Below are 13,903 nucleotides of genomic sequence, written 5' to 3'. Positions count from 1 at the left end.
AGATGTGTATAAGAGKCAGCCCATATCCTGCGCGATCTCGCGGAACCGCGCGACATCTTCGTCGACGCTGGTTTCGGTGCCGTGAAATTCCAGAAACAGATGCGGTTTTTCCGGCAGGTTCAACAAGGGATCGTATTGATTCACGCCGCGCATCTGAATCTCGTCCAGAAATTCGGCGCGGGCCACGGGTATACCGCATTGGATGGTCAATATGACCGTCTGCACCGCCTCTTGGATGGAGTCGAAATGGCAGGTGGCTGCGGCGATGTGTTCAGGCTGGCCGAACAGGCGCACCGTCAGTTCGGTCATAATGCCCAACGTCCCTTCAGAGCCGACAAACAGCCGGTTCGGATCACGCGCGCGTCGGCGGTGACAACTTCGAGCGCCAGAACAGTATCCGCCATCGTGCCATAGCGCACGGTGTTGGTGCCCGATGCCCGCGTGGCCGCCATGCCGCCGAGCGTCGCGTTGGCACCTGGATCGACGGTGAACATCAGACCGGTCGCCCGACGTTCTTCCGCAAGCTGTTCGCGGGTGACGCCGGGTTGGACAACGGCGCACAGGTTCTCGGGTTGCACATCAAGTACCCGGCTCATGCGCGAGGTATCCACCGACACCCCACCATGAACGGGAATGACATGCCCTTCGAGCGAGGATCCGACACCAAAAGGCACAATCGGACAGGCATGTTCGGCGCAGATCGACACGACCCGAGCCACTTCGGCGGTTGTTTCGGGAAACACGACCGCATCCGGCGGCGCCACATCAAAACGCGATGCATCCCGCCCATGCAGGTCGCGAATACTGTCCCCGGTCGAAAGGCGATCGCCAAAAACCGCGCGAAGTTTGGCGATGGCAAGGTGGCGGTCTGACGTCATGCGACTTGATCCTGGGTGCAGCGAGAAGAGTCATCCGAATGGCTTTTCGGTTTGATGCTGTGGATATGGATACAAGCGTTAATCTGTCTAATGAAACAATCTCATCGCGCCAATAAGAAGTACAAATATGTTTTTAATAACAACGGCATAGGTTATTTTAATCTGTCGATAATTCTAGTGGGACTTCACCGGAGAAGGGTGCGCTGTCGAGCGAATGCCGACTCAATTCGACATGTCCGGTGCACAATCACAACAGGCGAATGTTAGCCTTGCGTATGAAAAGACAGTCTTCAATGGCATTGCGAACAAAACGCGACGCTAGTCGGCTGTAATGTCTTCGAACATCTCGTGTGATGCCTCAGGCATATTTAGGTTGTCGCGAGCCCAGACACTTTCATCCAAAGGTACAAAACGTCCTTCTTCCTGCACCGGAAAGCGGATTGCCTCGCCCGGGAATACATCTGCGCGCACCTTGCTGTCTTCAACTACGACCGCGCCGTTCACCACCACATAGGGGATGCCGGTCGTCGGAAGTGTCCCCACATAATAGTCCGAATTATCAATGACATTTCGGGGATCAAGCACAACGATATCTGCGGCCATTCCCTCTTGCATCCTGCCCCGGATCTGCATTGATTTCAGCCCCGTGTCGCCCAAGTGTTTGGCCACGTTATAGCTAAATGTTGCCAGAACATGCATCAAAGGGATGTCATGTTCGCGCGCTAGCCTAAGGCTCTTGCCGTGCGACCCGGCGGTTCGGGGATGGGCGTTCGGGATGTCCTCATAAGCGATATCCCATGGAAGCTGGTCCCAACCGCCTGGAACCATCATCGCGTCACTGGCCATAACCACGCCTGGAAGCGCCACCCAGGCCGGTATGTCTTCAACTGGCATCTTGTAGAGGATGATCTGTTTGGTTGGGTCTTCTACCACGTCCTTTTCATAGCGGGCGCGGTGATAGAATTCACCGGTTTCAGGGTCTTGCAAGGTTTCTTCGTACGAATTGCCCAGCTCGTCTATCCAAACTTCAGGGGCGACAAACGCGGCGTTGATCGTGGTGGACCCGGCGGCATAGGGATAATATTCGCCCCAGATGTTGTAGCCTTGGTTCTGCAGGCCGATGATCAACTCCTGAACTTGCCGCCAGCCGTCGTTGTTGAAGTGGTTCACACTCAAAGGGACGTCAAGTGCGGCGGCATTCGCCAATACTTCTTGAATTCCGTTCACCGTTGTTGTCGACGTTCCAGGCGTATAGCGGGTGTGAACAAAGGTCGCCCGATCATAGGAACCGCCGAGCCGTTGCACCTCAAACATCTCTCTGGCCGTTGCGCCGGGAAAGTAACCCACAGTTGAGGCAACGCCAACTGCCCCAAGCCGCAATCCTTGATCGATTATCCCAAGGGCCTCGTTGCCGGTTTCCAAGTCGACCACACCGTCGGCCCAGTTTTTCCCACCACGCGCACTCAACACAGCACCCGGGGCATCAAAGCCACCGGAATGGCCATCCAGCACAGCGGCGCGGGCGAATTCGTGGCTGGATGCTGTGCCATAGTTCACTTGTGACCGGCCTGCATGCATTTCGTACCATTCATTTATGAAACGCCCATCGGCACCCGCTTCGAGGTCCATTGCAGTGGTGACCCCATCCCGAAGCGCAAGTTTGTACCCGACTGGGCGCGTCCAGTGAAAATGCTGATCGATAAAGCCTGCGGTAACGAGATGACCTGACGCATCAATCGTTTTGGTGCCCGACAAATCGTCTTTGGTAATGGCGGCAATCTGGCCGTCCTTGACGCCAACATTCGCAATCGCGTCATACCTGGTTTCAGGATCCATGACACGGCCATTTAAGATTACCAAATCGTAGTCCTGAGCAATAGCGCCAGAGGCTGTGAACAACCCTACCCCAATAACCGTTGCGGCTGAAAGAAATGTATGTCGAGCAGGTGTCATGAACATTCTCTTTTTCCCGGAGTGTTGTTGCAATTTTTTACCGAGCTGTTTTCTTGGCCCAATCGCCTGTGGGTCAATGGCATACTAAACTTCTCATGAAAATCTGCGCAAGGCCGCAGCCGTTCAATCAACGACCGACTTTCTGGCTTCACAGTGTGCAAAGACAGACGGGCGACAAAGTTGTCAAATGTGGTCGTAGGGTGTCAGTGCACCAAGGTGCAAAATCCAAAAACGGCCATTGGTCGATTGCGTATAGCAGATTTTCTTAGCCTGCGTGGAGCCCAAATTCTAACGGAAAGCGGAAGAAAACACCGCTACACTAAGCGGTCCCGCAGTGCTCTGGGCTATCGCTCGCCTGTACCAGAGGCCATTCTTCCGATGGACCAAAGGTCAAACGTGCATTAACTTTCAATTTGGACCACTCAACGAAAAAAAGTCAGCTGGTTCCATGTATCAGGGAATATTCGGTACAATGTCCCTCTCTGAGAGGTGGCCAAAGCGAAAGCACCCAAGTAGTTCTAGCGCCTCCTTCTCCTCAAGGAAAATGGTCCTGTGTTCGATCTTCCCGCGCAGCGCGCGCATCTATCCGAAAAATATGACTTGAACCCATCTCCTGACCTGGCGGCTCGATTGGGGCATATCTATGAACGTATGTCCCGCGTTGTAACGCCTGCCGATTGGATGATCTTCGCCCCGTATGTGAAGGCGATCAATGACCTCAAGGCCGAACGGAATGCGGTTGTTCTTGGTCACAACTACATGACGCCGGAAATCTATCATGGGATCTCGGATTTTGGTGGTGATAGCCTGCAGCTTGCGATTAAGGCAACCGAAGTCGAAGCGGATGTGATCGTGCAATGTGGTGTGCACTTCATGGCGGAAACATCCAAAATCCTCAGCCCGTCCAAAACGGTGCTTATGCCCGATATGGACGCGGGTTGTTCGCTTGCTGAATCCATTACGGCAGATGGTGTCGAAGAGATGCGCCGACGCTATCCAGGTGCTCCGGTGGTGTCGTATGTCAACACCACCGCCGAGGTTAAAGCGGCCTCTGACATTTGTTGTACTTCCTCGAATGCGGCGCAGATCGTGGCGGCACAAGACAGTGACACTGTCATCATGACGCCGGATCAGTATCTGGCGCAGAACGTGGCGCGTGACGTTCCACACAAGAATGTTGTCTGGTGGGAAGGGTCCTGCATTGTCCACGAACAATATTCAGCACGCGATTTGCGCGATTTTCGTGAATGGAATCCGGGAACGCGCCTGATCGCACACCCGGAGTGCCCTCCGGACGTCGTTGCTGAGGCTGATTTTTCTGGGTCGACCAGCGGCATCATCAAATATGTCACCGACGAAAAGCCCGAAAAAGCCCTGTTGATCACCGAATGTTCGATGGCATCGAACATTGCTGACAGTTTGCCCGAAGTGGAATTTGTCGGCCCTTGTAACATGTGTCCCTACATGAAGAAGATCACGCTGGAGAAGGTGCTTTACGCGTTGGACACTATGACTGGTCAGGTCGAGGTTGATGTGGAAATCGCGTCAAAGGCACGGCTGTCTGTTCAGCGAATGATCGACCTGTCCCGTCAGTTGGGAATCTGACCCGTTCAATGCATGAGGTCTCGACAGATCGCGTTGTCATCATTGGTGCAGGGCTGGCTGCTGTTTACGCAGCCCTGATGTTGTCCCCTTGTCCGGTGATTATGATATCGCCGGAACCCTTGGGAACTGGCGCAAGCTCGTCCTGGGCTCAGGGAGGCATTGCTGCGGCGATGGCCGAGACGGACAGCGCCGCTGCGCACGCACGCGATACAATCCGTGCCGGCGCTGGATCGGTTCTGAGTGACATGGCGGCGTTTGTTACAAAAGAAGCCCGCGAGCATGTTCTGGCGCTTCAGGATTTCGGTACCAGGTTTGACCGTTCTGACGAGGGTGCGTTCCTGCTGTCGCGCGAGGCCGCACACAGTGCGGCCCGAGTGGTTCGCGTCAAGGGAGATCAGGCCGGGGCCGAAATCATGCGGGCGCTGGTTGCGGAGCTTCGCCAAACGCCTTCTGTGCAGGTGGTCGAAGGGATCACTGCCATTAAATTGGAAAGCGATGGTGAACGGGTCGACGGCGTTCACCTGTCCAGCGCGGGTTCTGCTGGCACGGGAACCGTCCTTTTGCGTGGCAGCGCATATGTGCTGGCCAGCGGCGGGGCTGCTGGACTTTACGATCTGACGACAAATCCTAAGCAGGTTCGTGGTCAAGGGGTTGGAATGGCAGCGCGCGCTGGAGCACGCATCGCGGACGCTGAATTCGTACAGTTTCATCCGACGTCCATAGACGTGGGCGATGATCCCGCACCCTTGGCGACCGAGGCTCTGCGCGGCGAAGGTGCGGTCCTGATAAACAATCAGGGCCACCAGTTTATGCTGGAACAGCATCCGGACGCAGAACTAGCGCCACGTGATGTGGTTGCCCGCGCGGTCTATCAGCAGACGCAAGCGGGCAATCGTCCCGCTCTTGATACCCGTGCTTCGATCGGATCGGACATTGTGTCTAGGTTTCCTACTGTCGCCCAAGCTTGCATTCGAAACGGTCTGAACCCATCTACTTCGCCCATTCCGGTTGCTGCCGCAGCGCATTATCACATGGGTGGCGTGGCGACCGACAAGACGGGGCGTACGTCCCTTGCTGGGCTTTGGGCCTGCGGTGAAGTTGCCTCCACCGGGCTGCATGGTGCAAATCGGCTGGCGTCGAACGGTCTTCTTGAAGCGTTGGTGTTTGCCCGGGCATGCGCAAGGGATATCGCGCCCCGGATCCAATCAAGGGATGTTGGGCCTGTTGTTCTGGGGCTCAGTGATCAGGCGCGCGGCGACGATCCCGCAGCTGTCGCGGCGCTGCGAAAGGTCATGACAAACGGTGTTGGCGTTGTCCGCGATGGTGATGGCTTGCGCCTGGCTTTGTCCGAAATTGCACGCCTAGAAGCCGAAAACACAAATTCGCCCGCATTTCTCAATATGGCAGCTGCGGCAACCATGATCGCGGCCGCAGCTTTACAGCGACAGGAAAGCCGGGGGGCGCATTGTCGCTCTGATTTTCCACAAGCTGCACCTTCTCCGGGACAACGCTCAGTTCTGACGCTCAGCCAGGCGTTGGACATCCGCAATACCATATCCAAGGACTTCGCATGACCTTTGCCGACCTTCCTGAATTCATCCTAGAACCCATCGTGCGTGTCGCCTTGATCGAAGATCTGGGCACATATGGGGATGTAACGTCGCGCACAGTCGTTCCGGCGGGCAATACCTACGTTGCACGGCTCAATGCGCGCGAAGATGCGGTGGTGTCGGGTTTGCAGGTTGCCGCGTTGGCGTTTCGTCTGGTCGACCCGTCGCTTGCGGTCGTTCTCCTCAAGGCTGACGGTAGCCATTGCATGGCGGGTGACGCACTGATGGAAATTCGGGGAAACGCGATCTCGATCCTGTCAGCAGAACGGGTTGCCTTGAACTTTGCCGGACGTTTGACCGGGGTGGCGACACTCACCGCGTCCTTTGTGGCGCAAACCCAAGGGACCGATGCGCGTATCACCTGCACACGTAAAACCACCCCGGGCTTGCGCCTTGTCGAAAAGCAGGCCGTTCTGCATGGCGGCGGTTTCAATCACCGATACTCTCTATCTGACGCGATCCTGATCAAGGACAACCATATCGCCGCAGCCGGTGGTGTTCGCTCAGTTCTAAAGGCCGCCGCCGCGAAAGCCTCGCATATGATGAAGGTCGAAATCGAGGTCGACACATTGGCGCAACTATCCGAAGTGCTGGAAACCGGCGGTGCGGATGTGGTGTTGTTAGACAATATGCCGCCCGAGACTTTGGTCAAAGCCGTTGAAATGGTGAACGCTACATTGGTGACTGAAGCTTCGGGTAACGTGTCGCTGGATACCGTAGCGGCCATCGCCGCGACAGGGGTGAACTACATCTCGTCAGGTGCATTGACGCATTCCTACAAGACGATCGACCTGGGACTGGATTTCTAAGTACCGAAACTTTGGGGTCAATAGATTTGCGGTCGACGGGTGACCCAGGATCTGGAAAAATGACCCGCCCAACTTTAGTTTGGGGCACTGTGCTGATTCTTTGAGCGATAAGCTGTCGAAAGACACCTCTGTGTGCTGGTCAATGGCCGGACGCAGTACAATCAGGGAAGCTCAATGCCCAAAATTTTGTTTCAACTGCCCGACGGCAGCAAGATGGATGTTGCGGCCGATAACGGCATAACGCTCATGGAAGCGGCACGCGCGGCCAATGTCTCTGGAATCGATGCCAACTGTGGCGGAGCTTGTGCGTGCTCCACATGTCACGTCTACGTTGACCCGGAATGGGTCTCACGGTTTCCGTCTCGCGAAGACATGGAAGCTGACATGCTTGATTTTGCCATCGACCCTGATGAAACCACCTCACGTTTGGCGTGCCAGCTCAAAATTGACGACAGCTTTAATGGATTGCTGGTGCGCGTGCCCAACGAGCAAGCGCCCTGACTTTCGAAGCGCTGCCACTGGAACTTATTAGCATTTGGGAGGAACCATGCTAAACATTGACGATCTTTTTGACCATCTTTCACGTGTTGACACCGGTCGGCCGGTGTTCACCGACTTTGCTGGTCGAACCTTTTCGCGTCCCCAATTCGCAACGTTAACTCGTCAGGTGGCGGGTGGCCTTGAAGGCTTGGGGCTGACGGCTGGCTCGGCAGTGTCGATCATTGGTCTGAATTCGGTTGAATTCATCGCCTCTTTCTTTGGCGCCATGCTTGCGGGCAATGTCGCCTCCCCGCTGAACATTCGGTGGTCGCCACCCGAAATGGTTCACGCATTGAATGATTCCGGTGCTGAATGCCTGTTTATTGACGATGTGTTCCTGCCAATGTTGCCCGCGTTGAAAGAGAATGCTCCCAAGCTCAAGCACGTCATTCACATCGGCAAGGAAAACACGCCGGAAGGCGCGATTCCGTTTGCCGATGTGCTGACGGATCCGATCACGCTTGATCCGGCTCGCGACCCCGACAGCGAGGCGGTCATCGTCTACACAGGCGGCACTACAGGCATGCCAAAGGGTGTGGTTCAGACTCAGTGTTCTATTTTGGCCAGTGTTATGTCGATGGTCATGGCTGACCTGCCGGCTGCCAAGAACATCATGGCTTTGGGTATGCCGATGTTCCACACGATTGGCTGGAGCACAGCGTTGCAGCGTTTGATCCAACGCGAAGCCAGTGCGGTGGTCATGCCAATGCTGCGCCCTGATCTTTTTGCTGCCGCGATCGAAAAATTCGGTGCCAACTGTATTGGTGCTGTACCTGCGGTCCTGCAGGCCTTGACGCTTGATGCCCACCTTGCGCCCGAATTGAGGGAAAAGGTGATCGAAGTCGTCTACGGTGCGTCTCCGATTTCAGAAGGTGCTCTCAAGTTGGTTCTGGGTGTCTTCCCGAATGCGCAATTGCGTCAGGGATATGGCATGTTCGAAGTCGGCATGCTGGTGTTTTTGGATCACCAGTTTCACGTCGGCGACATGGCACGGATCGACGGGGCAGGGCAGGTTGCTGCGCCGTATGTCAAACTGCGGATCGAAGATGAAGACGGTAACGAATTGCCAACAAACACGCCCGGCGAGATTGTCTTCTATGGCCCGACTTTGATGAAGGGATACCTGAACCAACCCGACGCAACCGCAGCAGTGATGCGCAACGGTGGATTGCGGACTGGTGACGTGGGTGAAGTCGACGAAATGGGAATCGTCTACGTTCGTGACAGGATGAAGGACATGATCATCACTGGTGGTGAGAATGTCTATTCCGCAGAAGTCGAACGCGTGGTTTCCACTCATTCCGATGTTGCAGACGTCGCTGTCATCGGCGTTCCGCACGCGGAATGGGGTGAAGCGGTTCACGCGGTCATCGTTCCGGCCGGTGAGGCGCGCCTGACTGCCGATCAGCTCCGAGAGTTCTGCAAAGCGTCCCTCGCGGGATACAAGTGCCCTCTTTCGGTGTCATTCTCGGATGAATTGCCCCGTTCTGCGATGATGAAGGTTCTCAAGCACGAGCTTCGCGCCAAAGTGCTTGAGGCAGCGGCATGACACCGCTCGATGTTGCCGGGCGTCTCGCTGAAATGCGTGACGCCTATCAGGCGGACCCAAACCCCGATTACAAAACGCGCAAGGATCGGTTGGTACGTCTGGAGAAGGGGTTGCTGGCCTATGAAGACAGGCTGATCGCGGCTATGCAGACTGATTTCAGCCACCGCAGCGCGATCGAGTGCAAGAACTATGACCTGACGGCCAGTATTGCAGAAATTCGATCAGCGCGGCGCCATCTGCGTAAATGGATGCGCCCGCGGCGGTATGGTATGCCGTTGTACCTGTTGCCCGCACGCGGCCGGGTCCACCCACAGCCGTTAGGCGTTGTAGGTATTCTGGCTCCCTGGAACTTCCCGGTCTATCTGGTCATCTCTCCCTTGGTGCCAGCTTTGGCCGCTGGTAACCGGGTCATTGTCAAACCTTCAGAGATTACCCCGCACACGTCGGATGTTTTACAAAAGATGTTTGCAGAGTTTTTTAGCCCGCTTGAGATCACAACCGTTCTGGGCGGGCCGGAAGCGGCAGCAGGTGTGACCCAGCTACCGTTGGATCACTTGTTGTTCACTGGGTCCACGCCGGTTGGTCGGATCATTGCCGAACAGGCGGCGAAAAATCTGACTCCGGTTACGCTGGAACTGGGCGGGAAATCCCCAACGATTGTTGGAAAACACGGGAATATCGAGCGTGCGGCTCGCCGGGTTGCCTATGGCAAATGCATGAATGCCGGGCAAATTTGCGTGTCGCCTGACTATGCCCTGGTTCCCAGGGAAAAGATGAACGAGTTTACGGCTGCGGTCGAACGTTGGATGCACAAGTTCTATGGGGAATTTGTGGGCAACCCGGACTATTCCGCCATCGTGTCGGATAAGCATCGTACCCGTATTCGCGAACTTGTCGAAGAAGCCGAATCCGCCGGAACCAAAACCGTCCGGTTGGAACGGGCAACGGACGATGAAAACCGTGTCGAACCACCTGTTCTGCTTGTTGATCCGTCACAGGATCTGCGTGTGATGCAAGAAGAGATTTTTGGTCCGATCCTTCCGGTTATTCCCTATGACACAGCCGAAGACGCGTTGCGTTACGTGTCCGAGCGTGATCGACCACTGGCGCTGTATGTCTTCTCGGAAGACCGAAAAGAAAAGGCGTTCTGGACAGAAAAGTCTATTTCGGGTGGATTGCTGTTGAATGACACGGTGATGCATGTTGCCGCTGACACATTGCCGTTTGGTGGTGTTGGCGCCTCGGGAATTGGTGCCTATCATGGCGTTACCGGATTTGAACGTTTCAGCCATATGAAACCGGTGATGACGCAGGCCCGTCTAAATGGCGCATTTCTGTTTGAACCTCCGATGAAGGGGCTGCGGGCCAAAGGCGCGGATCTATATCGAAAGATCGTTTGACGACGCAGGGGTAGCACGCTGCCCCTGCTAATTCGAAGCTATCTTATGAGCTTCAAAGCAATCTGTTGTCTTTGGCGAATCTGGCAGCGCTTGTTCGGTTTTTCACGTCCAATTTCGAGAACAGATTGTTGAGGTGCCACTTTACAGTGGACAGCTTGATCGACAGCCGGTCGGCAATATCCTGATTGCTGAGACCCGCATCCAAAAAGCCGATAAGTTCAAGTTCGCGGGTCGTGAGTTGCAAGTCACCAGGTGATGCAACCTCTGCAACAATCGGCAAGTTCTCTTCGCTGTTGTTCTGCCCAACCGCGCGTTTGAAAATGCGCCAAACAGCCGGGTCACGGCCGATGGTGGCCCGATCCCCTGCCATCATCAGATTTGGTAAAATCGGCTCGATCAAAGATTTTTCCATCAAGATGGGGCGTACCAGCCCACCATCAAAAGCCCGTTCAGTCGTGCGGATCAGCTGTCGCTGCGCTTCGTGATGCTTGTCAAATTGCCAAAGGGCTGCGGCCCGCAGCAACTCGGCGTGGTTTTGCAACAACGCGTTCGAGTCCTTCTGACAGCGAGAAATGACAGGCATGAGTTTTTTGAGAGCTTCTTCAGGGTCCCCGTCGAGGATGTTTTGGCGCGCCATCAGTATCTCATAGCGGTTTCGCGCATTCCAGAATGCGGGTTGGAAGTCCAGTCCGGACTCGGTTGCAAAGACAACCCTGTCTTCCAGATCAAGCAGTTGCTCGGATATTTCGGATTTGGCTGCGCCATTCACCTGCTGAAACTCGATCTTGTCGATGGCATAGATCAATCGAGTGGCATGCGAACGTAGCCAACCCTCTGGCAACGAGAGATGATCGTCGCATTTGAGATGCCGCATGGCTGATGCCACCATTATCGTCATGGCGGGCAGACCGAATTCCTGGTTGGCACTGGGGACATTGCCAAATTCTTCGCGCGCCTCAAAGTCATAACCACGATACCAGGTCATCAGACTGGCAATTTGACGAACCAGGCGGTTAACACCCCGATTGTCGATTAAACGGTGCTCGGCTAGGTTTACTGCCTTCCAAGCATGAGTTTCTGCATCAATGATGCGCCCGCGGTAAAGCGCCAGAAAGCTGTCCAAAACCATAAGCCAGCAGCGCGCAAAGATGCTGGTACTTCTTTCCACCGAGAACATCGCGCGGTTGAGTTCGGTCTGAGCGCGGCGAAAATCCCCTTTACCCAGCTCGCAAATTGCCGACGCGCCGTACATCCCGGAATTGGTTAGTTCATTCCCGAATTCGCCGCCATTCTTCCAGGCCGCGACGGATGCAATAAGGCCATCCTGATCGTCACTGAAAATAGAATGGACCGCCCGAATGACCGTTTGCTCGCGCGATGGCAGGGCACCAATCTCTTCGTCTTGCACCTGCCGCCAATGGCCGCCAAATATCAGGCACCACTGGTACCAATAAGACAAGTTTGGTGACAACGTGCATCCAAGGTTCTCGGCTTCTCGAATCCAGTCGACGAACAGTTGCGCGTTTCCTTCGTTTCCCAATTCGCTTTCGGAATAGTCCGATAGCAGCTGTATGATCCTGTCCTCGTCGCCAATTCTAAGCGCATAACCAACGGCCAACGCCGTCTCGCCGCGCTGAACGTGCCAATCGCAGGCCCGGACCAGGAATGTTGAAAGCGAAGGGTTCAGATTACTGGTCTTCTGATCCTTCAGGAATTCCTGGAACATCAGGTGAAACCGAAAGGTTTGAGTGGCGTCGCTGTCCTGTACGATAAAGCTGTTGTTGTTGACCTCACTCAAAAGATCATGCGCTCGTCCGGGGTCGTCGAACAGAACCGATATCATTTCGGGCGAGAAGGAATCCAGATGAGCCAGTGCCACTAAGAAATTCTGCCGCTCCTTTGGAGCACTTTGAAACAGGGACTTGTTCAGATAGTTTGCGACTTCGATACGAGAGCCGGAAAAATCTAACGAAGCCCGTGTTCCGGATCTTTGTTCCAAAAGCTGTTTGAGCAGCAAAAGGCCAACTGGCCACCCTTCAGTCCGACGTATCAACTCTTCGACAAAGGGCGTGTCGTGTCGGCTTACATTGGCCTGCACCATTGTGTGGGCTTCGTCCGGGAAAAGGCCAGATCCGTTGTTGCCAGAACGCGGGCGTCATTGTCCAGGAGGAGATGTTCAAACTGAAAAGATGGCATGCTGCGGGATGAAACGACGAAGCGGGCCAACCCCTGTGTTTCCGACAGAAGGAGTTCAAAGTAGCGGTTCGTGTCCTGATTTTCGGTAAAGTTCCAGTTGTCGATAAAGACTGTGACTTCGGAATTTTCGGCAAACTGTCGGAGCAGGGACACAAAGTCATCCGTTGGTTGCGGCATTTTCTGAAACAACGCAGCCAATTGAACTTTAAGACGATCCGGTAGATCTGCTGTTTGCGACACATCCTGATTTAGTGTCAGCCAGAGGCAAGGCATTTCGTGTCTGGTCAGCTCGTCAAAGACCTGGCTTAACAGAACTGACTTTCCATACCCCGATCCGGCGATCACCAGTGTCAACACGTTGGATTCCGCGGACCCAACCACTTCTGAAATCAATTGGGGCCTCTGAAGCAATCCCAGTTTGCGACGGGGCGGTCCCTGGAGCAGTGCTCGGCCGGTTGCTGCCGCCGTTCTCGTGTTTCGCCCAATTTGAGGAGTTTGTGACGCCATCGATTTTCCCGCTGTGCTTGCGATTGGCATGTGGGCCGGTGGTCTGAGTGATCGAAACGTCTGGCCCGTTTCGAGCCCCGTTCCGCGCGTTGTAATCACTCATTTGTCTCTATGTCGACAAGAGAGTAGCAGATCTATTTTCTGACGTCCCGAACTTTAGGTGGGGCGCAAATCCCGCCCAGGCCCGTAGTTCAATTCTCAAGACATCTTGATGCAGCCACGGGCCGCGCCACCGCAATGGATGGCTCAATGCCCGACTTTAGGTTGGGTTCTTAAGGTGGTCAGAGCGCGTATGCGGCGTTGTTCTCTTGAAGGTTCGAGAGAAGAGCGAAATTAGGGAGGAAGACTCTGTGAACAAGATAATCGCACCGGCTCTGTTGGGGATGGTCAACGCTGGCGTAGCTCAGGCCCAGGAAAGTAGCCCTTGGTATTTGCAGGCGGGCGTTGCCCACGTTGCTTTTCAAGAGCGGGCAGAAATTTCCATAGGTGGCGCACCTGTGGCAGGCGCTGATGGGGATCTCACTGACGAAACGACTATTGCCTTAGGCCTCGGCTATCGATTCCACGACAATTGGTCTTGAGCAGCCTCATCTGACTGGTCCAAGTTGATTGTTAGTGCATCATCGGCCTCTGATCCATCGGGATGATGGTTTCAGGCGCTGGCGGGCGATAGCCCAGTGCACTGTGGGGGCGTTTTGTGTTGTAGTGTCTCCTCCATTGTTCGATCAGGATTTGTGCTTCGCGCAAGCTGTAGAAGATTTCACCGTTGAGCAGCTCATCCCTGAACCGGCCATTGAAGCTTTCACAGTATCCGTTCTCCCACGGGCTCCCAGGTTCGATGTAAGCTGTCTTGGCG

Annotated in this window: 13 protein-coding genes; 7 read left to right on the top strand and 6 right to left on the bottom strand. The window is 55.0% G+C overall.

Annotated features, from left to right (window positions below; genetic code table 11):
* From G6R15_RS22965 to G6R15_RS22585, 3 genes are all read right to left on the bottom strand, one after another.
* Positions 1 to 309: FAD-binding oxidoreductase (locus tag G6R15_RS22965; RefSeq protein ID WP_304940830.1), on the bottom strand; the 309-nt coding region annotated here is incomplete at its 3' end.
* On the bottom strand, positions 306 to 878 hold the full coding sequence (locus G6R15_RS22590; RefSeq protein ID WP_240336843.1) for an FAD-binding oxidoreductase: 573 nt from the start codon (positions 876 to 878) through the stop codon (positions 306 to 308). The genes G6R15_RS22965 and G6R15_RS22590, both read right to left, overlap by 4 nt.
* 318 nt (positions 879 to 1,196) lie before the next feature.
* On the bottom strand, positions 1,197 to 2,831 hold the full coding sequence (locus G6R15_RS22585) for an amidohydrolase family protein (protein WP_164662322.1): 1,635 nt from the start codon (positions 2,829 to 2,831) through the stop codon (positions 1,197 to 1,199).
* A gap of 552 nt (positions 2,832 to 3,383) precedes the next feature.
* On the opposite strand from G6R15_RS22585, the gene nadA reads away from it, so the two are divergent.
* The 6 genes from nadA (at position 3,384) to G6R15_RS22555 (ending at position 10,344) form a co-directional block, all read left to right on the top strand.
* Positions 3,384 to 4,436 carry a quinolinate synthase NadA gene (nadA, locus tag G6R15_RS22580; RefSeq protein WP_164662321.1) on the top strand — a complete coding sequence of 351 codons (1,053 nt, stop codon included), beginning with the start codon at positions 3,384 to 3,386 and terminating at the stop codon, positions 4,434 to 4,436.
* An 8-nt stretch (positions 4,437 to 4,444) separates the two neighbouring features.
* Positions 4,445 to 6,010 carry an L-aspartate oxidase gene (locus G6R15_RS22575; protein WP_164662320.1) on the top strand — a complete coding sequence of 522 codons (1,566 nt, stop codon included), beginning with the start codon at positions 4,445 to 4,447 and terminating at the stop codon, positions 6,008 to 6,010.
* Positions 6,007 to 6,855: a carboxylating nicotinate-nucleotide diphosphorylase gene (gene nadC / locus G6R15_RS22570; protein ID WP_164662319.1), complete on the top strand. Its 849-nt coding sequence runs from the start codon at positions 6,007 to 6,009 to the stop codon at positions 6,853 to 6,855. Before G6R15_RS22575 ends, nadC begins: the two co-directional genes overlap by 4 nt.
* 174 nt (positions 6,856 to 7,029) lie before the next feature.
* Positions 7,030 to 7,356, top strand: coding sequence for a 2Fe-2S iron-sulfur cluster-binding protein (locus G6R15_RS22565; protein ID WP_164662318.1), 327 nt, complete (start codon positions 7,030 to 7,032; stop codon positions 7,354 to 7,356).
* Positions 7,357 to 7,402: 46 nt separating this feature from the next.
* Positions 7,403 to 8,944, top strand: a complete 1,542-nt coding sequence (locus G6R15_RS22560; RefSeq protein WP_164662317.1) for a class I adenylate-forming enzyme family protein — start codon at positions 7,403 to 7,405, stop codon at positions 8,942 to 8,944.
* Positions 8,941 to 10,344, top strand: a complete 1,404-nt coding sequence (locus G6R15_RS22555; RefSeq protein ID WP_240336842.1) for a coniferyl aldehyde dehydrogenase — start codon at positions 8,941 to 8,943, stop codon at positions 10,342 to 10,344. Before G6R15_RS22560 ends, G6R15_RS22555 begins: the two co-directional genes overlap by 4 nt.
* Before the next feature lie 52 nt (positions 10,345 to 10,396).
* On the opposite strand, the gene G6R15_RS22550 is transcribed toward G6R15_RS22555, so the two are convergent.
* Positions 10,397 to 12,445: a LuxR C-terminal-related transcriptional regulator gene (locus G6R15_RS22550; RefSeq protein WP_164662316.1), complete on the bottom strand. Its 2,049-nt coding sequence runs from the start codon at positions 12,443 to 12,445 to the stop codon at positions 10,397 to 10,399.
* On the bottom strand, positions 12,427 to 13,047 hold the full coding sequence (locus G6R15_RS22545; protein ID WP_205520638.1) for a hypothetical protein: 621 nt from the start codon (positions 13,045 to 13,047) through the stop codon (positions 12,427 to 12,429). Before G6R15_RS22545 ends, G6R15_RS22550 begins: the two co-directional genes overlap by 19 nt.
* 350 nt (positions 13,048 to 13,397) lie before the next feature.
* On the opposite strand from G6R15_RS22545, the gene G6R15_RS22540 reads away from it, so the two are divergent.
* A complete protein-coding gene (locus G6R15_RS22540) occupies positions 13,398 to 13,628 on the top strand; it encodes a hypothetical protein (protein WP_164662314.1) in 231 nt (76 codons plus the stop codon).
* Between the two features lie 31 nt (positions 13,629 to 13,659).
* On the opposite strand, the gene G6R15_RS22535 is transcribed toward G6R15_RS22540, so the two are convergent.
* A partial coding sequence (locus G6R15_RS22535; protein ID WP_164662313.1) for an integrase core domain-containing protein occupies positions 13,660 to 13,903 on the bottom strand: 244 nt, incomplete at its 5' end.

The sequence above is a fragment of the Tropicibacter sp. Alg240-R139 genome, assembly GCF_900537075.1.
GTDB lineage: Bacteria > Pseudomonadota > Alphaproteobacteria > Rhodobacterales > Rhodobacteraceae > Falsiruegeria.
This window is presented reverse-complemented; position numbering and strand designations above follow the sequence as displayed.